Genomic DNA, 18,142 nt, shown 5'->3' with positions numbered 1-18,142 from the left:
GGGCCGTGGGTGTCAGGCGGCGCGGCGGCGCAGCCCGAGGATGCCGACGACGACGCCGATCGCGCCGACCAGGAGTCCGGCGCCGCCCAGCAGGCGGGCGGTGCCGTCGGTGGAGGACGCCGCGGAGGCCGCGACGGGGGCGACCGCGGGCCCGGCCGAGGCGGCCGCCGGGGCGGCGGCGGTGGCGGGGGCGCCGTGGGCGTCGCCGCTCGACGGGGTCAGCTTCAGGACCGGGGCCGGGTGCTCGGCCTCGGTGCCGTCCGTCTTGGGCGCGTCCGCCCACTTGACCACCTCGCCGCCCGTGTACGTCTGGGTGGTCGGGAAGACGAGCTGATCGGTGTCCTCGGGCAGCTTGCCCATCGACACCTCGAACTCCTGGAACTGGCCGGGCTTGATCTCCCCGCCGCTCCAGACGATCGTGGTGACCGCCTCGGTCAGCTCGCCGTACTCGGTCTTGACCGGCTTGGGCAGTTTGCCCTCGGTGACCTTGACGTCCCAGCCGGGGATCGGCTTCACGGACACGAACGCCAGCGGGTGGTCGGTCGGGAAGGTCACCTCGATCTTGCTGGTCGAGGCGTCGTCGCGCTCGTTCGGCACCCGGAAGGCGACCTTGCTGAAGCCGCCCTGCTCGGCGGTGCCGGGGTTGATGGTGACGTGGGCCAGCGCGGGCGCGGCCAGGGCGAAGGTGAGCGCGGTGGCGGCGGCGAGCACGCCCACGGCGCGGCGGGTGTACGACATGGTGGAACTCCACTTGGTGATCAGGGGATTCAGGGGGTGTCAGAGGTTCAGGCGGGGAGTGGAGGACCGCGCCTGCTGACGACGTGCTCGATGCGAAGGGACGAGCGCCCGGGGACGCTCCGGACGACGGCGACCTTCGCCTGCCGTACCACGGGGACGGGGGGCGGGGACCAGAGGGCCGGGCGCAGGCCGAGGCGGCGCAGCAGCGACCACAGGGCCGTCTCGCCGCGGGCCAGCCACCAGCCGGTGATCAGGGTCGCGGTCAGGTGCGCGAGCAGCATGCCGAGGCCCTCGCTGAGCCCCTGGCCGTGGGCGTGCCCGAGGCCGAGCACGACGGCGGTGCCGTCGGTGCCGAACAGCTCGTGCAGGCCGGCCTGGGTGCCGAGGAGCGCCAGGTTGACGGTCGTGGGGGAGCGCTCCGTGCCGGTCAGCGCGGTGGCGACCACCAGCACGCCCACGCCGCCGAGCGTGATCGCCCACGGTGCCGGGCCCGCGCCGGCGGCCAGCGCGTGGCCGAGGGCGGCGAGGGTCACGCAGACGGCGGTGAAGGCGGCCGACCGCGCGAGCCGGAGGGGAAGTCGCGCACGCATGGGTGGTCGTATGGTCTCACAGGCCTCCGCGGAGGAGGATGGCGTTGGCGCATCAGTCCCATGTGGGCAATACCTGGCTGAATTGTGACCTTTGTCGCTAGGGTCTGAGCCGACCGCTTTGACATGAGGTGATGACGTTGCGGCACTTTGCTGGGTTACTCCTCGGACTGATCGTGACAGGAGTCCTGCTGGTCGGTGGCGGATGGGCGGTACAGCAGGCGGTGGGCAGCGGGCCGGGCGCGGGTGCCGTCGCCGGTGGCCAGAAGCTGTGGATCGCGCTCGGCGTGATGGCCGCGATCGGCCTGCTGGTCGGCCTGGTGGTGGGCGGGCGGGTGTCGCCGCTGGCCACGTTCGTGCCCTCGATGGCGCTGCTCGCCTGGAGCGTCGTCTACGCGCTCGACGTCAACAGGGCGCTCTCGCTGATCCCCACGGAGCCCTCGGTGCACCAGGTCGTCCTGGAGGCGGGGCGGGGCAACCTGACCCTGCTCACCACCGGCGTCTACGCCCTGCTCGGGGTGGCGATGTTCCTCCCCGTCCTGATGCCCTCGCGCTGGGCGGGCAGGCGGGGGGACGGGGAGGAGGACTACGAGGAGAACGCGGAGGGCGCCTACTACTGAGCGCCGGTGTAGAGCCTGGTCACCACCTCCTCGATCGACGACTCCCCGGGGGCGGTGGCCATCAGCTCCTCCAGGCCGCCGTCGAAGGCCAGCCGGCCGTGGTCGATCAGCATCACCCGGCGGCAGAGCTGTTCGATGTCGCCCAGGTCGTGCGTGGTCAGCAGCACCGTGGTGCCGTGCTCGGCGTTGAGCCGGCGCAGGAACGCGCGGATGCTGGCCTTGCTGACCACGTCCAGCCCGATGGTGGGCTCGTCGAGCACCAGCACGTCCGGCGCGTGCAGCAGCGCGGCGGTCAGGTCGCCGCGCATCCGCTGGCCGAGGCTGAGCTGGCGGACCGGCGTCCGCAGGAACGAGCCTAGGTCGAGCGTCTCGACGAGCTGGTCCAGCCTGCTCCGGAAGTCCTTGCGATCTACTTTGTAAAGGAGCCGGATCAGTTCGAAGCTGTCCTTGAGCGGCAGGTCCCACCACAGCGTCGTCCGCTGCCCGAACACCACCCCGATCCGCCGCGCCAGCGTCGTCCGCCTGCGCGACGGATCGAGCCCGGCCACCCGGACGCGCCCCGAGGTGGGCGTGAGAATGCCGCAGAGCATCTTGATGGTGGTCGACTTGCCGGCCCCGTTCGGCCCGAGGTAGCCGACGAACTCTCCGGCCGAGACGGTGAACGACAGGTCCTGTACGGCGTGCACGGTGGTCCTGCGCACCTTGAACGAGCGCCCCGCGCGGTCCAGTTCGATCATGGTCAACTCCCCGTGGATCGGTATCGGCGAACCCCGTGCCGCCAGGCGAAGGCGGCGGCCAGAGCGAGGACGAGCGCGGCGGCGGGCGCCAGGAACCGCATGAACTCCGGAGTCCCGAACGGATCCTGCCTGCCCAGCACGTACAGGCCGGGCTGCCAGCTCACGAACGCCAGCGGCAGGATGTACGTCACCCCGCGCACCAGGTCGCGCCCGTAGACGCTGAGCGGATACTGGCTGAGCTGCCCGCCCCCGTAGGTCCAGGCGTTGGCCACCTCCGGCGCGTCGGTGAGCACGAACTGGATCGCCCCGCCGAAGGTCCACAGCGCCCCGAAGATGACCAGGCCGCAGACCAGCATGACCGGCACCATCCAGAGCCGCTGCCAGGGGATCTCCAGCACGGCCAGCGCGTAGCCGAGGACGAGGGCGGACTGCAGGACCCGCCCCGCCCTGGTGGGCAGGAAACGGTCGGTCGCCATCTGCACCCAGGTGCTCGCCGGGCGGATCAGCATGGTGTCGAACGTGCCCGACCTGATGTGCTGGCTGATCCGGTCCAGGTTGCTGAACAGCAGGTCGGCCGAGGCGAACGCGGTGCCGGCCGCGCCGTACATGAACAGCACCTCGTCGCGGCCGAAGCCGCCGAGGAGAGTGGTGTTGGCGAAGATGACCAGGATGACCGCCACGTCGAGTCCGGCCACCAGGAAGCCGAGGACCAGCATGAGCGCGAAGGACGCGGGGTAGGCGGCGGCCGCCCTGGTCCACGTCCAGGCCAGCAGGAGGTAGCTCCTAACCACCCTGGATCACCACCTTGTGCCGGATGAGCCGGGTGCCGAGGGCGCCGAGGGCGAGCAGGACGGCCGCCCAGAGCCCCTGGAAGGCGAGCGCCTCCAGCAGGCCGGTCTTGCCGAGGTAGACGTCGGTGGGCACCTGGACCATCGCCGCCCACGGCAGCGCGGCGGCCAGGTCGCCGAGCAGGCCGGGCAGCAGCCCGAGGGGGAGCAGCATGCCGCTGAAGAACGTGGTCAGCACCAACGAGAGGGTGTTCACGCCGCGGTCGTCGACCAGCCAGCAGACCGACAGCGCCACCAGGTAGCGCCAGGCGAAGCTGACCAGGACCCCGGCCGCGAAACTGGCCGCGAACGCCAGCCAGGCCGACGCGCTCGCGGGGAAGGTGATGTCGAACAGCAGCGCGCCGAGCACCGTCGGCGGGATGCCGCGCACCAGGAACAGGTACGCGGCCCTGCCGAGGTCCTCGGCCAGCGACCACAACTGCAGGGAGGCGGGCCTGACCAGGTCGAGGGCGATGTCGCCGCTGCGGATGCGCTCGGGGATGGTCAGGCCGCCGCCGAACAGCTGCATCGGGCCGATGAAGGCCTGGGTGATGAAGCAGAAGGTGACGGCGTCGATCAGGTCGTAGCCGGCCAGGCCGGGTCTGGCCTGCCAGAGGGCGATCAGGACGTAGGCGCGCAGGATGCCGAAGACGCTGTTGGTGAAGGCTCCGGCGAGCGCCGCCCAGACGTAGGTGGCGTGCTTGCGGAAGCCGTACCGGACCAGCCGGGCATAGAGGGCAATGGTGGGACACCTCCGGAGGGTGACGGGACGGTGACCAGCCGTGCCCGGACGCGCACACGGGTCTGCCCGTGCGGCGCGAGAATTATCCGCTTACGCCTCAGCGGTCGGCAACCCGATAAACGAACCGCGCCACCGGTCATGTCGTTCGTCCAGGTGGGCGGGAGTAAGGGGGTTTTCCGGGGGAATCCTCCGGGTGGAGGGGTCGCATGCCGTACCAGATCGATCAGGACGTCTGTCCCGGCTATCCGCTCAGCTGGCAGGCCCGTGCGCTCACCGGGCTCATGCGCGGCACCGTGAAGCCCGCCTCTACCCTTCTGCTCAGGCATCCGCTGGCGATCACCGCCGCGGCCCGGCTCGGCGAGCTGGCCACGCGGGTGCCGCTGCGACCGCCCGCGCATGTCGAGGTCGTGCCGCACCGGTTCGCGGCCTGCGGCGGGGAGTGGGTGCGCGCCGGGCGGGAGCTGGACGAGAGCGCGGTCGTGCTGTACTTCCACGGCGGCGGCTACTTCTCCGGCTCGCCCGCCACCCACCGGCCGGTCACCTGGCGACTGTCGGTCGCGGCGCGGCGGCCGGTGCTCGCCCTCGACTACCGGCAGGGGCCCGTGCACCCGCTGGCCGAGTCGCTGTCCGACGCCCTGGACGCCTACGCCTGCCTGCTCGAACGCGGCCACGACCCGGCCGGCGTCGTCTTCGCCGGAGACTCGGCGGGTGGCCACCTGACCCTCGCCGCGCTGCTCGCGCTGCGCGACCGCGGCCTGCCGCCGCCCGCCGCGGCGATCTGCCTGTCGCCGTGGGCCGACCTGACCGACGCCCCGCGCCGGGCCAACCGCAGGCAAGACCCGATACTGCCGGCCGGCCGGGTGCGCTGGCTGGCCCGCCGCTGGACCTCCGGCCTCGACCCGAACGACCCGCTCGTCTCGCCGGTGCTCGGCGACTACACCGGCCTGCCGCCGCTGATGATCGTCACCGGGTCGACCGAGGTGCTGCGCGACGAGGGCCGCCGGGTCGCCCTGCGTGCCCGGGACGCCGGGGTGCCGGTGACCTACGAGGAGTGGCGCAGGATGCCGCACGCCTTCGCCGTCCTCGCCGACGTCCTGCCCGAGGCCAGACTGCTCTTCCGGCACATGGCCCGCTTCCTGGACGCGGTACGGCACGCGCCGGGCGGGGAATCCTCCGCCGCCGCGTGACGTTCTCCGTATAGGTTAGGTTTGCCTAACTATGCGATGAGGAGCGAGCCGAATGTCAGACAAGCCCCGTGACCACCACCGCGGCGTGGTGCTGCGCAGCGAGCGCGTCACCCCGCACATGATCCGCCTCGTGGTCGGCGGGGAGGGACTCCGCGACTTCGCCACCTCCGGCTTCACCGACCACTACGTCAAGCTCGTCTTCAAGGTCGAGGGCTTCGACTACCCCGAGCCCTTCGAGGTGGCGACCGTACGGGCGACGATGCCGCGCGAGGCGTGGCCGCGCCTGCGCACCTACACCGTGCGCGCCTGGGACCCCGACGCCCTTGAGCTGACCCTCGACTTCGTGCACCACGGCGACAAGGGCCTGGCCGGACCGTGGGCGGCCGCGGCCGAGCCGGGTGACGAGGTGCTGATGCTCGGCCCCGGCGGCGGCTACGCGCCCGACCTGGACGCGAGCTGGCATCTCATGGTCGGGGATGAGAGCGCCCTGCCCGCGATCGCCGCCGCCGTGGAACGGCTACCGCAGAACGCCGTGGCGCACGTCTTCATCGAGGTGGACGGACCCGAGGAGGAGCAGAAGCTCGACCTCCCCGTCGTCTACCTGCACCGCAAGGGCGCTCCCGTCGGCACCCGGCTGGTCGAGGCCGTGCGCGCCCTGGACTTTCCCGGCGGCGACGTGCACGCCTTCGTCCACGGCGAGGCCGGGTTCGTCAAGGAGCTGCGCCGCCACCTGCGCGTCGAGCGCGGCATCCCCATGGAGCGCCTGTCGATCTCCGGGTACTGGCGTCTCGGCGTCGACGACGAGGGCTGGCGCGCGGTGAAGAAGGACTGGAACCGTCAGGTCGAGGCGGAGGAAGAGGCCGTCCTGCGCTGAACCGGCGCCTGGTTCACGCGCGACCGTCGCCGAGCCGCGGGAACGTCCGCACTGGTCAGGCGTCACTTCCGGCCAACCCGTCACACGCCTTACTTACCTCCGAGGATCATTCACCTTACCTCCGATACCCCTTCTGACAGTCATGCGGAAACGCCTCCCGGTTCGGACCACAGTGTGCTGTGCGGTGACCCGACCAGGAGAGGCGATATCCGGATGGCACGTGGTGGAAGCGGTTCGGCCGCCAGCATGCCCGCCGGCGTGCGGCCGCTCACGGTCGGCGACCCGGTCATCATCGGCCGGTACCTCCTGCTCGGCCGCCTCGGCACCGGCGGGATGGGCGTGGTCTACCTGGCCGAGCACCCCCAGGGCGGGCTGGTGGCGCTCAAGACGCCGCACCCCGTCCACCTCAACGACCCGACGCTGCGCGCCCGGTTCGCCGAGGAGGTGGCCTTCTCGCGGCGGGTGGTGCCGTTCTGCACCGCCGCCGTGATCGAGGACGGCACCGACCGCGACCGGCCGTACCTGGTCAGCGAGTACATCCAGGGCCCCGCGCTGTCCCAGGTCGTCGTGGCCCGCGGGCCGCTCACCCCCGACCTGGCGTACGGCGTCGCGCTCGGCGTCGCCGCCGCGCTGGTCGCCGTGCACGACGCCGGGCTCGTCCACCGCGACCTCAAACCGGGCAACGTGCTGCTGTCGCCGGACGGGCCGAGGGTCATCGACTTCGGCATCGCCCGCGACGTCGACACCCTCGCCGCGCACACCCAGGCCGGGCAGGTGATGGGCAGCCCCGGCTGGGTCGCCCCCGAACGTCTCACCGGCGGGGCCGCGCTGCCCGCCTCCGACATCTTCTCCTGGGGGTGCCTGGTGGCCTTCGCCGCGACCGGCGACCACCCGTTCGGCGGCGGCGAGCAGGACGTGCTCACCCGCCGCATCCTGCTCGAACCGCCGCGCACCGAGGCCGTGCCCGCCCTGCTCCGCTCGGCCGTGACCGCCGCCCTGGCCAAGGATCCCGCCGAACGGCCCAGGGCCGCCGACCTGCTGCGCGCACTGCTGGCCGCCGGGGGTGTCGGGGATCCGTGGGATCTGCGCGAGGCCGTGGCCGGGGTGCTGGAGGAGATCTGGACCGCGGTGCCGTACCCGCCCGGAGCCGGTCGGGTGCGCCTCGCCCGGCAGGCCGGCCACTCGGCGGAGACGGCGCCGCCCCGGCGGCGGGGCGGCCGGGCGAAGCCGGGCGCGCACCTGTCGCACGCCGCGTTCGCGGCGCTGGCCACGGTCTCGATCGCGGCGGTGACGGTGGCCGCGGCGGGCGGCGGCGGAGTACGGCTGGGCGGCAGCTCGCAGGTCCCGGAGAGCGTGCCCGTCGTGGCGCCGCACGGCACCGCCGACTCCACCATCAAGCCCCTCACCAGCCCCGGCCTGACCCCCCGGCCCGGCCAGACCCCCGCCACGCCGACCGTGGTGGTCACCCACACCCGGACGCTGAGCCCGAGCGCCCTGGTCACCCCGACCGGGGCCAGGATGCGCGAGTTCCCCGACGAGGAGAATCCACGCACCCGGCAGCCCGATGTGCCCGGTCCCGGCGACCCGGGCGAATGCGTGAACCCGGCGGGACGCAAACGCGGCAAAGCGGCCTCGCGGGACTGCCCGGAGCCGTCCACGAGCATCAGCACGATCCCCCAGGAGGGCCCTGGCGAGTCCCCGTACCCCACCCCCACGGACTCCACGCCGTCCGCCTCGCCCTCGACGAGCACGTCCGCCACCGGAACGCCGTGAGCTCCGGCGGGCTTTAGGCTCGGCGGTATGCGCTCACGTCCCACTTTTCCCCATGAAGTCCGGCTGACCGGGGAGGACCTGGTGCTGCGCGAGTGGCGCGAGGACGACCTGCCCGCGATGTCCGAGCTGTTCGACGACCCCGACATCGCCCATTTCACGCCGCTCGTCACACCGTTCGACCTCGACGCCGCCCACGCCTACCTGGCCAAGGCCGAGCAGAACCGGCTCGCCGACCTGCGCCTCCAGCTCGCCATCACCGCCGACGGCGGCGTCCCCCTCGGCGAGGTGCTGCTCATCCGTACCGACCTCTTCCCGCTGGTCGCCAACATCGGCTACAGCGTCGGCGCCAAGCACCGGGGGCGGCGCCTGGCCGCCCGAGCGGTGCGCGTGCTGATCGCCTTCGCCAGGGACGAGATGGCGCTGGACCGCGTGCAACTGCAGATCGAGCCGGACAACGGCCCCAGCATGGCGGTGGCCAGGGCGGCGGGGTTCCGCCTGGCCGGGGATCCGCCGATCGTGCTGGAGGAGAAGGGACGCGCCTTCTCCCTGCACACCTGGTCGCGCGACCTGCGGGACTAGGCCGTACCAAGAAAAGCCCCCGCCCCCGTGAGCCGGGGAGCGGGGGAAACGCCGGGAGCCTTCGCATGCCCTGGAAGGCCGCCGGCGAACTCGGGGGGTCAGTGGGCGAACTGCTCCTCCTCGGTGGAGCCCCGGAGGGCCGTGGTGGAGGAGTCGGGGGCGACGGCGGTGCTGATCAGGTCGAAGTAGCCGGTGCCGACCTCGCGCTGGTGGCGGGTGGCGGTGTAGCCGCGCGACTCGGCCGCGAACTCGGCCTCCTGCAGCTCGACGTAGGCGGTCATGCCGTGGTCGGCGTACCCGTGGGCCAGGTCGAACATGGAGTAGTTCAGCGAGTGGAAGCCGGCCAGCGTGATGAACTGGAACTTGTAGCCCATGTGGCCGAGCTCGCGCTGGAACTTCGCGATCGTCGAGTCGTCCAGGTGCTTCTTCCAGTTGAAGGACGGCGAGCAGTTGTAGGCCAGCATCTGGTCGGGGTACTGCGCCTTGATCGCCTCGGCGAACTCGCGGGCCACGTCCAGGTCGGGGGTGCCGGTCTCCATCCACAGCAGGTCGGAGTGCGGGGCGTAGGCCAGGCCGCGGGCGATGCACGACTCCACGCCGTTGCGCACCCGGTAGAAGCCCTCGGCGGTACGGTCGCCGGTGACGAACTGCTGGTCGCGGGGGTCCACGTCGCTGGTCAGGAGCGTCGCGGCCTGGGCGTCGGTCCGCGCGATGATCAGTGAGGGGACGCCGCAGACGTCGGCGGCCAAGCGGGCCGCGTTCAGCGTCTTGACGTGCTGGCCGGTGGGGATCAGGACCTTGCCGCCGAGGTGGCCGCACTTCTTCTCCGAGGCGAGCTGGTCCTCCCAGTGCACGCCCGCGGCACCGGCCGCGATCATGCCCTTCATCAGCTCGAAGGCGTTCAGCACGCCGCCGAAGCCGGCCTCGGCGTCGGCCACGATGGGCGCCAGCCAGTGCGGCGCCTCCACCCCCTCCGACCAGGTGATCTGGTCGGCGCGCAGCAGCGCGTTGTTGATCCGGCGCACGACGGCCGGCACGGAGTTGGCCGGGTACAGGCTCTGGTCCGGGTACGTCTGGCCGCCCAGGTTGGCGTCGGCCGCCACCTGCCAGCCGGACAGGTAGATCGCCTTCAGTCCGGCCTTCACCTGCTGCACGGCCTGGTTGCCGGTCAGCGCGCCCAGCGCGTTGACATAGTCCTCGGAGTGCAGCAGTTCCCACAGGCGGTCGGCGCCGAGCCTGGCCAGCGTGTGCTCCTCCTGCACGCTGCCGCGCAGCTTGACGACGTCCTCGGCGGTGTAGGTGCGCTCGACACTGCTCCAGCGCGGGTTGGTGTCCCACTCGCGCTGCAACTGCTCAGCGGCTCCCTTGAGGCGATCGTTCACGTTTCACTCCTTTGTCGTCCCCTGGGTGCTTATGACGAGTGTGTGCCCATGGTCGGCGCGGCTAACAGGCGATCTGTATGGAAAGAACGGCGAAAATTCTGCTGGACGTAACACTGGCGCGTATTCAGGGGAGAAGAATTCCAGAGTTTTCGCTATGGACTAGACCAATCGACTGACGCTCCGGCCTGCCCGCGCCTTGGGCCTAGAAGATGGGCGGATTTTTCGTTTAGGATCTGGACATGGCCTCCTTGCTCGGCGAAGAACCGCTTTCTTTGACGCAGGAGCTCGATCTGATCGCGTTCGGCCAGCGTCTGCGCCACCTGCGCAAGCAGCGCGGCCTCACCCTGTCCGACCTGGGGATACGCGTCAGCCGGGCGCCGAGCCAGCTCTCCCTGCTGGAGAACGGCAAGCGCGAGCCGAAGCTGTCGCTGCTGAAATCCCTCGCCACCGCGCTCAACGTGCCGGTCGAGGAACTACTGCGCCGCCAGCCGCCCAACCGCCGCGCCCAGCTCGAGATCGCGCTGGAGGAGGCCCAGCGCGACCCCATCTACGCGGGCCTCGGCCTGCCGCGGCTCAAGGTCTCCGCGCGCGTGCCCAACGACGTCCTCGAACACCTGCTGGGCCTGTACGGCGAGCTACGCGCCAGACACGCGCGAGGCACCGCCACCCCCGAGGAGGCCAGAGCCGCCAACGCCGAGCTGCGGCGCAGGCAGCGGGAGGTGGGCAACTACTTCCCCGAGATCGAGAAGGCCGCCGCCGAGGCGCTGGCCGCGGTCGGCTACCGGGCCGGAGCCCTCTCCCAGAGCACCGTCCAGGGGCTGGTCACCCACTTCGGCTACACCGTGCACACCGTCCAGGACCTGCCCCGGTCCGTGCGCTCCATCACCGACCTGCGCAACCGGCGCATCTACGTCAAGCACGAGCAGCTCGGCATGCACTCCCCGCGCACGATCCTGCTGCAGACCCTCGGGCACCTCGCGCTCGGCCACGACAAGCCGCGCGACTTCGCCGACTTCCTGCGGCAGCGGACCGAGGCCAACTACTTCGCCGCCGCCGTCCTCGTGCCCGAGCGCACCGCCGCCCAGTTCCTGCTGGAGGCCAAGCAGGACCGGGCGCTGTCGGTCGAGGACCTGCGAGACGTGTTCGCCGTGTCCTACGAGATGGCCGCGCACCGGTTCACCAACCTGGCCACCCACCATCTCGACCTGGTCTGCCACTTCGTGCGCAACGACGCCGGCGGCACCATCTTCAAGGCCTACGAGAACGACGGCATCGTCTTCCCCGCCGACGAGCAGGGGGCGATCGAGGGGCAGCGGATGTGCCTGCAGTGGTCGGGGCGGCAGGTGTTCGCCTCGCCCGACCGGTTCTCGGTGTTCTACCAGTACTCCGACTCGCCCACCGGGACCTACTTCTGTGTCGCGCACGTCGATCCGTCGCGGGAGCGGGACTTCGCGATCACGCTTGGCGTGCCGTACCGGGAGTCGCGGTGGTTCCGGGGGCGGGAGACCACCAACCGGACCAAGTCCAACTGCCCGAACGGCGACTGCTGCCGGCGCCCGCCCGCCGAGTTGTCGCAGCGCTGGGAGGGGTTCGCGTGGCCGTCGGCGCGTGGCAACTCGCACGTGCTGGCCGCGCTGCCGCCCGGGTCGTTCCCCGGCGTGGACGAGGCGGACGTCTACACCTTCCTCGAACGCCACGCGTCGAACGCCTGACCCGGGAGTGCCGTCCTCCGGGGGACGGCACTCGCGGTGACGTCCTACTTGACCGCGCCCGCGACCAGGTTGCGCAGCTCGATGTGACCGGCCTTCAACTCGGCGACGTCACCTTCGACCCGCTTGAGCGAGCGCTCCATGTTGCCGATCACCCGCTCGGTGGTGGTCATCCGACTCTCGAGTCCGTCCATGCGCTCGTCGAAGCCGTCCATGCGCGCGTCGAGGTTGTCCATGCGCGCATCTAGCTTGTCCATGCGCGACCCGAGAGTGTCCACCTTCGAGTCGAGTCTCGTGAGGACGTCGAGGATCACCCTGGATGTGCTGATGCTCTCGTCGGCGTGTGCCCTGAGCACCGCCACGTCGCCCTCGAGGCGGGCCACCCTTGCTTCGACACTCGCAGCCATCAGGACCTCCTTGCGGAAAACCAGCGTAACTGGTTCTGGGGGGTAGGCCGGGGCGCCCCGGCGGAATGCGCAAGGTGATTGGACCACAACCGAACGTGTCCGCGTGGCCTACTACGCGTGACGCGGAACACAAACTTTTCGAGGTCACAGTCCCTTCGGTCCACGCCGAAACGACCGCGACCTAGCGTGCACGACATGACCACTCCCCGCACCGATGACCGTGTCCCCTCCCAGGTCGTCACCGCCATGACCGACCACGTCCTCCGCCTCGCCGCCACCTGGACCGCCTGGGACGGCCGCCCCATCCACACCGACGACCGCGTCTACACCCCGCACAAGGCCGTCAGGCGCGTCGCAGATCACCTCATCGACCACCTCGCCGAGGTCGAGGCCCGCCTGGCGGGCAGGCCTCCGCAGCCCGACCACTGGCACGCCTCCATGTCGACCACGCCCGCCGACCTGGTCCCGTTCACCGAACCCGACCTCGACGAGGCCCGCAGCCGCCTGACCCGCCTGGCCGCGGTCTGGGCGGTCCGTCTCGACTCGCTCTCCGAGCGGCAACTCGACCATTCTCCGGGCGAAGGCTGGACCTTCCGGCAGATCGCCTTCCACCTGGGCGAGTCGGTCTATTACGCGGACTCCGTCGGGGACCTTCTAAGCTGAGGTCCGTGAGGTCGACGGGGGAGGGTGTGCGTGCTGCCTGAGGTGGAGGCCTGGTTGCGCAGCCGTACATCCGCGGCGGCCGACTGGCCGCTCGAACGTCTGCTCGCCGCCAAGGGCGGCGCGAGGGTCAGTGTCGTGCTGCCCGCCCGCGACGAGCGCGAGACCGTCGGCGAGATCGTCACCGCGATCCGGCGTGATCTGGCGGGCCTCGTCGACGAGATCGTGGTGATCGACTCCCGCTCGACCGACGACACCGCCGTCGTGGCCGCGCGGGCCGGGGCCACCGTACACGCGCAGGACGAGATCCTGCCCGACCTCAAGCCGCTCGACGGCAAGGGCGAGGCGCTGTGGAAGTCGCTCGCCGCGACCAGCGGTGACCTGCTGGTCTTCGTCGACGCCGACATCAGGCGGTTCCAGTCCTCGTTCGTGACCGGACTGCTCGGCCCGCTGCTCACCGACCCCACCGTCGCCTACGTCAAGGGCTGCTACGACCGTCCGCTGCTCGACGCCCCGACCGGCGGCGGCCGGGTCACCGAACTCGTCGCCCGCCCGCTGATCAACCTGCACTGGCCCGAGCTGGCCGGGTTCGTCCAGCCGCTCGCCGGAGAGTACGCCGGCCGCCGCTCCGCGCTCGAACGCGTCCCCTTCGTCACCGGCTACGGCGTGGAGCTCGGCCTCCTCATCGACCTGCTCGACCTCGCCGGCCTCGATGCGCTGGCCCAGGTCGACCTCGGCGCCAGGGAACACTCCCACCAGTCGACCGAGGCGCTGGGCGCCATGGCCGGCCAGATCATGCTGGCCGCCTGGTCCCGGCTCGAACGCCAAGGCCGCATACTCCCACTCCACGAGCCTTCGGTACGGCTTGCGCAGTTCCGCCGGACCCCCGAGGGACACCAGGTGCTGACCAGGGACGTCTCGGTCGCCGAACGCCCACCGATGATCACAGTGGAAGGAGGCCGGCCATGAGCAGATGGGCGGACCTGACCGGCGGGGACGCCGGGGCCGGTTACGCGGCCCGCTTCGCCGAACTCGCCGCCACCGGCAAGGACATGCACGGCGAGGCCCGCCTGTGCGCCGCGCTGGTGCCCGCACCGGCCCGGGTGCTGGACGCGGGATGCGGCACGGGGCGCGTGGCGGCCTGGCTGGCCGCGCACGGGTACGAGACGGTCGGCATCGACCTCGACCCCTCCATGCTCGCCGAGGCCCGCCGCGCCGCCCCCCACCTCACCTGGCTCCAGGCCGACCTCGCCGACCTCGACGTGCCCGCCGTCCTGTCACCCACCGGTTCGCCGGAAGGCTTCGATCTGGTCGTGGCCGCGGGCAACGTCATCCCGTTGCTGGCCGGAGGAACCGAGGCCGAGGCGGTCAGGCGGCTGGCGAGCGTGTTGAAGCCGGGCGGGATGCTGGTGGCGGGTTTCGGTCTCGACGCCGCCCATCTGCCCGTGCCCCCCAGCGTGACCCTCGACGACTACGACACCTGGTGCGCGGCGGCCGGCCTGACCTTGGACCACCGCCTGTCCACCTGGGACGGCCGGCCGTACACCGGCGACGGCTACGCCGTCACCATTCACCTTCGCCCCATCTGATCGTTCTTCTCACGGTGGCGGTGGCGGTCCCTTCGGTACGCTGCCGGCGAGGACGTCCCGGTAGGCCTCGAAGACGAAGTCGGCCCAGCCGATGGACAGAGCGTCGTCCCAGGGCCGCGACGTGTACTCCGAGCCCAGGGCCCGGATGTTGTCGTCCGGCCAGGTCGTCGAGTTGCCGAGTAGGCCGCCATATCGATGTTCGGGAACGCCGCAGCCGTCTTCACCAGGGCGGCCGGCGGGGTCGCGGCCCCCTGGTCGGCGATCCGCCGGAGGTAGCGGGCGACGGCGAAGATGTTGAACTCGTCCGAGGCCAGCAGCCGTGCCGTCGCCTCGTGCCCCGGCCCGCCGGGCGCACGGAGACCGAGCCGGTCCCTGGTGCCCGTGCCGAGCAGGTCGGCGAACAGGTCGTGACGCCTGGCGGTCGACACGACCACCTGCCCGAGCCCGATCGAGGTGTTCCCTTTCATCAGGCTCGTGGCGCCCTGGAAGTCCTTCGCGTCCTCGGCCTGCGACTGGTCTCGCTGCTCGGCCAGGAGGAACGCGGCCACGAGCTGCGGGTGCAGATTGTGCGCTCGGGCGGCGGCGGCGATGACCTGGGCGCGGGAAGGCAGACTGCCGGCGTAGGAGTTCTCCTCCACCGAGCCGATCCGCCGGCGCAGCAGTAGCTCGGCCTGCTGGGAACGCTGCGTGGCGGAGAGTGTGGCCAGGTACCCCGGCAGGCTGCCCGGCAGCGGGTTCGTGTACGTCGCGACCGTCGCCGCGTGTCCTGCCGCCAGCAACGCCTTGTCCTCGACCGGGATCTTCGGCACCCCCGGCGTGCCGGAGAAGACGCCCGCGTGGCGGGTGACCGGGATGACCCCGGTGGCCCCGGCCCCGGTGAACGGCTGGGTCAGATGACCGCCGTGGGCGCCGGTTCGAGGCGTTCGGGCCGGGCTGACCAGTGCGCCTTCCAACGGCGCCGGGTCGAAGGCGGCGGCGCCGGCGGTCACGCCGAGCCGGCCGAGGTTGTACTGCAGCTCGGCGGAGAGCCCCAGCCGGCTGATGTGGGGCTCGACGACGGCCCGCCCGGCCGGGTTGAGCCTCGCCCCCATCAGCTGCAGGAGGCGACGCCGATGGGCCGACCCGTCGATCCGGTCGAACAGCGCCGCCACCATGCCGGCGCCGAGGTCGGCCACGGTGGACGAAAGGTCCGGATCGGCGTCCAGCACGGCCAGGACGCGGGCTTCGTCGGCGGACGTCACGGCCCAGTCCGTGAGGCTGTACGAGATCAGCGGCCGTACGGTGTCGCCGGCCGGGGTGAGTGCGACGCCGCCTCCCATGGCGCGGATCGAGGGGCTGGGCATGCCGAGGCCGGACAGGGCGGCGGTGCGCTCAGCCTCTCGCTCGGCCGCGCCGGTGGCAGGGGAGAGGCGGTCGCCCCGGTCTCGGGTGATGCCGCGACGGTTCTGGATCACATGGGTGAGTTCGTGAGCCAGTACGCCGCTACGGGCGTCAGCGGCGTCCTCATGCCGTCCCAGGACGACATGCTCGCCCGCCGTGAAGGCTCGCGCGCCCAGCGCCGCCGACGAGTGGCGGGCTGCCGTGCCGCTGTGGACGCTCACGCCTGCCAGGGATTCCCCCAGCTTGACCTCCAGTGACCGGCGTACGTGCGGCTTGAGGATGGTGAGCGGGGCGCTCAAGCCTTGGGCGACCACATCGGCGAGGCCCGGCTTCGCGGCCGGTGCGGGCACGGGGCGGTTGGTGAGCTCTCTCGCCACCCGCTCATGGGCGGAAGCGCCGGTGGGCGAGCGGCAGCCGTTGCGCCACTGCCGTGACGGGGTTGCCGATCGCGCGCTCCGCCCGCCGGGAGGAATTGCCGCATTGCGCCATTGTGAGCCGTTCGAGTGCAATGTCCTGTGGTCCGGCCGACACAAGTGTGTGGGGACTTTGGAGCGAAATCTGATGGCTACTGGGTCAAGCCTCGGTCCTTGGGGAGATCGCGATAATTCGCCCCGAAATCGATAGGGTTCGGGGCTGTTCGTGATCAATCAGGTGGAAGGTTGTTCGTGCTCGCTGATTCGGTCCTGGCGCGGCGGCAGCCGTACCAGATGTTCTGGTGGTGGGTCGCTGTTGGGTTGAGTGTGTGGCAGATCATTCGGATTCCGCTGGATTTTCTGGTCGTTTCATCTTCCGAGTCGGATGCGTTGCGGTTTTTCCAGTGTCTGGAGACGGACGCGCCCAGGTTCGCCGCGTGGCGGTACGTCGTCGACGACGTCGCGGAGGAGTTGGGAGAGGTGCTGTCTCTCGCGGCACCCGTGCTGCTGGTGACGTTGGCGCTGACGGTGAAGCGGTACGGGGCGGGGCGGCCGGAGGTGGGGCTGAGCGCCGCCCGGTGGGGGTTCGGCGTGGTCACGCTGGCCGACCTGTTGCTCGTCCTGGAGGGGCTGATCACGCCCCCGCGGTGGAATCAGGACTGCCTGGCGAGGCTGGACCTCCCGGAGGTCGACTACCTGGGCGCCGCGTCGGCCTGGATCGTCTCGGCCAATGTCGCGATCATGATCGCGGGGGTGGTCGGGACGCGGGTGCGGCCCGGCCTGGGGTTCGTCGCGGCGGTCGCGGCGGTGGCGGTCGTGCTGGGTGGGGTCCAGGTCGTGGAGAGCCTTCCGGACTCCTACGAGGGTCCGGCGCTCGCGGCCGACGGGACACCGCGGTACGCGCTGCTCAGCTCGTTCGGGCGGAACAAGACCTGGAGCGACGGAGGCAGCGAGCTCTACGTTCTTGATCTCGAAGCGGGCGACATCCTCGACGGGGTTGCCCGGCCGGACCAGGAGTTCGTCGAGTACACCGCCGTCACCCGGGACCGGCTGCCCGGCCACTACCTGGTCGCCGCGGCCACCTTCGCGTCCAGGGAGCCGTGGTCCCCGCGCGGCAGAACGTCCAGGATCCATCGCCTCACCGTGGACGATCAGGGGCGGGCTCGGGTGGGTGAGGCCGTCTCCGGGGAACTGGCCGGCGTGGTGCTGGACATCGCCGTGTCCGTCGACGGCCGTGTCGCGTACTCGCGGACCACCGCCGACCGGAAGGGCGCGTACTCCTCCTTCGCCGGTGTGCTGGAGCCGGAGAAGGAGTGGCCGATGCACATGCCGTACCAGGTGCACTGGACAGACGGCGCCACTCTGGTCTTCCCGTCGGACACCCGCTCGAACAGCAAGGTCGTGAAGACGTCCGCGGGGCCGAGGATCGAGCCGGGTGACGAGTGGATGGTCACCCTCGATGTCGGGCGTGGCACGACCGGACGGTTCCCGATCGACGCCGACGTCGAGAGCGACGGACTGCTCGGGCTGCTCGCCGGCGGCCGGACGATCGTCGCCGACGTCTACGACGAGGACCCCGAAGTCAGGCCGACGGTGATCGTATACGACGGGAAGACCGCCGTCGGCTCGGTCTTCACCGCACCCCGGGGCCGGATCATATCGTTCACTCTCGACGCTACCGGCGACTACCTGCTGGTGGGGCAGGACAACCAGAACGACGTCTACGCCATGCCCTCGAAGAAGGACTACGAGCTGGTCCGCATCGACCTTCGGCCGCTGGCGAACACGCCGACACCGGCCAAGGGCACCCGCCGCGACCTCGGCCTGCCCCAACGAGTCGTCTGGCAGGGCATGCCACCGATCGCCGAGCTCGCCTGGTGAGAGAACCCGATCACTGGATGCCGCGACAGGCGGACGGGGCGGCCCGAGGAACAGAAG

The 18,142-nt window shown here is 71.2% G+C and carries 18 protein-coding genes; 10 read left to right on the top strand and 8 right to left on the bottom strand.

The window, feature by feature from the left end:
• Nucleotides 1-12: 12 nt before the first annotated feature.
• A complete protein-coding gene (locus ABZ911_RS07765; RefSeq protein ID WP_358053052.1) occupies nucleotides 13-738 on the bottom strand; it encodes a YcnI family protein in 726 nt (241 codons plus the stop codon).
• A gap of 47 nt (nucleotides 739-785) precedes the next feature.
• Nucleotides 786-1,328 carry an MFS transporter gene (locus ABZ911_RS07760; RefSeq protein WP_358053051.1) on the bottom strand — a complete coding sequence of 181 codons (543 nt, stop codon included), beginning with the start codon at nucleotides 1,326-1,328 and terminating at the stop codon, nucleotides 786-788.
• A gap of 173 nt (nucleotides 1,329-1,501) precedes the next feature.
• Here ABZ911_RS07760 and ABZ911_RS07755 point away from each other — a divergent pair, with 173 nt between their 5' ends.
• Nucleotides 1,502-1,945: a hypothetical protein gene (locus ABZ911_RS07755; RefSeq protein ID WP_358053049.1), complete on the top strand. Its 444-nt coding sequence runs from the start codon at nucleotides 1,502-1,504 to the stop codon at nucleotides 1,943-1,945.
• Here ABZ911_RS07755 and ABZ911_RS07750 read toward each other — a convergent pair.
• The 3 genes from ABZ911_RS07750 to ABZ911_RS07740 are packed head-to-tail and all read right to left on the bottom strand — an operon-like array spanning nucleotide 1,939 to nucleotide 4,131.
• Nucleotides 1,939-2,682: an ATP-binding cassette domain-containing protein gene (locus ABZ911_RS07750; protein WP_358053047.1), complete on the bottom strand. Its 744-nt coding sequence runs from the start codon at nucleotides 2,680-2,682 to the stop codon at nucleotides 1,939-1,941. The genes ABZ911_RS07755 and ABZ911_RS07750 overlap by 7 nt on opposite strands.
• Nucleotides 2,683-2,684: 2 nt before the next feature.
• Nucleotides 2,685-3,473, bottom strand: coding sequence for an ABC-2 family transporter protein (locus ABZ911_RS07745; protein ID WP_358053045.1), 789 nt, complete (start codon nucleotides 3,471-3,473; stop codon nucleotides 2,685-2,687).
• Nucleotides 3,466-4,131, bottom strand: coding sequence for an ABC-2 family transporter protein (locus tag ABZ911_RS07740; RefSeq protein ID WP_358053271.1), 666 nt, complete (start codon nucleotides 4,129-4,131; stop codon nucleotides 3,466-3,468). The genes ABZ911_RS07745 and ABZ911_RS07740 overlap by 8 nt, the downstream gene beginning before the upstream one ends.
• A 326-nt stretch (nucleotides 4,132-4,457) precedes the next feature.
• On the opposite strand from ABZ911_RS07740, the gene ABZ911_RS07735 reads away from it, so the two are divergent.
• The 4 genes from ABZ911_RS07735 to ABZ911_RS07720 all read left to right on the top strand — a co-directional run bounded on the left by ABZ911_RS07735 (nucleotide 4,458) and on the right by ABZ911_RS07720 (nucleotide 8,664).
• The gene (locus tag ABZ911_RS07735; RefSeq protein WP_358053043.1) at nucleotides 4,458-5,438 is read left to right on the top strand and encodes an alpha/beta hydrolase; all 981 of its coding nucleotides are present in this window, start codon (nucleotides 4,458-4,460) and stop codon (nucleotides 5,436-5,438) included.
• A 52-nt stretch (nucleotides 5,439-5,490) separates the two neighbouring features.
• Complete coding sequence (locus tag ABZ911_RS07730; protein WP_358053041.1) at nucleotides 5,491-6,312, top strand: siderophore-interacting protein; 822 nt, start codon at nucleotides 5,491-5,493, stop codon at nucleotides 6,310-6,312.
• Between the two features lie 213 nt (nucleotides 6,313-6,525).
• Nucleotides 6,526-8,085, top strand: coding sequence for a protein kinase (locus tag ABZ911_RS07725; RefSeq protein WP_358053039.1), 1,560 nt, complete (start codon nucleotides 6,526-6,528; stop codon nucleotides 8,083-8,085).
• A gap of 27 nt (nucleotides 8,086-8,112) precedes the next feature.
• Nucleotides 8,113-8,664: a GNAT family N-acetyltransferase gene (locus ABZ911_RS07720; protein WP_358053037.1), complete on the top strand. Its 552-nt coding sequence runs from the start codon at nucleotides 8,113-8,115 to the stop codon at nucleotides 8,662-8,664.
• A gap of 98 nt (nucleotides 8,665-8,762) precedes the next feature.
• Here the strand turns inward: ABZ911_RS07720 and aceA are convergent, their stop codons facing one another.
• A complete protein-coding gene (aceA, locus tag ABZ911_RS07715) occupies nucleotides 8,763-10,046 on the bottom strand; it encodes an isocitrate lyase (protein WP_358053035.1) in 1,284 nt (427 codons plus the stop codon).
• A 272-nt stretch (nucleotides 10,047-10,318) separates the two neighbouring features.
• On the opposite strand from aceA, the gene ABZ911_RS07710 reads away from it, so the two are divergent.
• Entirely contained in the window at nucleotides 10,319-11,758 is a 1,440-nt protein-coding gene (locus ABZ911_RS07710) for a helix-turn-helix domain-containing protein (RefSeq protein WP_358053269.1), read from the top strand.
• Nucleotides 11,759-11,802: 44 nt separating this feature from the next.
• Here the strand turns inward: ABZ911_RS07710 and ABZ911_RS07705 are convergent, their stop codons facing one another.
• A complete protein-coding gene (locus ABZ911_RS07705) occupies nucleotides 11,803-12,162 on the bottom strand; it encodes a hypothetical protein (RefSeq protein WP_358053033.1) in 360 nt (119 codons plus the stop codon).
• 195 nt (nucleotides 12,163-12,357) lie between these two features.
• On the opposite strand from ABZ911_RS07705, the gene ABZ911_RS07700 reads away from it, so the two are divergent.
• From ABZ911_RS07700 to ABZ911_RS07690, 3 genes are read left to right on the top strand one after another with little or no spacing between them, the layout of a single operon-like run.
• Nucleotides 12,358-12,825, top strand: a complete 468-nt coding sequence (locus ABZ911_RS07700) for a hypothetical protein (RefSeq protein WP_358053031.1) — start codon at nucleotides 12,358-12,360, stop codon at nucleotides 12,823-12,825.
• Between the two features lie 30 nt (nucleotides 12,826-12,855).
• The gene (locus ABZ911_RS07695; protein ID WP_358053029.1) at nucleotides 12,856-13,791 is read left to right on the top strand and encodes a glucosyl-3-phosphoglycerate synthase; all 936 of its coding nucleotides are present in this window, start codon (nucleotides 12,856-12,858) and stop codon (nucleotides 13,789-13,791) included.
• The gene (locus tag ABZ911_RS07690; RefSeq protein ID WP_358053027.1) at nucleotides 13,788-14,411 is read left to right on the top strand and encodes a class I SAM-dependent methyltransferase; all 624 of its coding nucleotides are present in this window, start codon (nucleotides 13,788-13,790) and stop codon (nucleotides 14,409-14,411) included. Before ABZ911_RS07695 ends, ABZ911_RS07690 begins: the two co-directional genes overlap by 4 nt.
• On the opposite strand, the gene ABZ911_RS07685 is transcribed toward ABZ911_RS07690, so the two are convergent.
• Nucleotides 14,393-16,168 carry a DUF4157 domain-containing protein gene (locus ABZ911_RS07685; protein WP_358053025.1) on the bottom strand — a complete coding sequence of 592 codons (1,776 nt, stop codon included), beginning with the start codon at nucleotides 16,166-16,168 and terminating at the stop codon, nucleotides 14,393-14,395. The genes ABZ911_RS07690 and ABZ911_RS07685 overlap by 19 nt on opposite strands.
• Nucleotides 16,169-16,594: 426 nt before the next feature.
• On the opposite strand from ABZ911_RS07685, the gene ABZ911_RS07680 reads away from it, so the two are divergent.
• The gene (locus ABZ911_RS07680; RefSeq protein WP_358053023.1) at nucleotides 16,595-18,085 is read left to right on the top strand and encodes a hypothetical protein; all 1,491 of its coding nucleotides are present in this window, start codon (nucleotides 16,595-16,597) and stop codon (nucleotides 18,083-18,085) included.
• Nucleotides 18,086-18,142: the final 57 nt, after the last annotated feature.

The sequence above is a fragment of the Nonomuraea sp. NPDC046570 genome (genome assembly GCF_040645915.1).
GTDB lineage: Bacteria > Actinomycetota > Actinomycetes > Streptosporangiales > Streptosporangiaceae > Nonomuraea.
The sequence above is the reverse complement of the archived record's forward strand: the minus strand, read 5'-3'. Positions and strand labels throughout refer to the sequence as shown.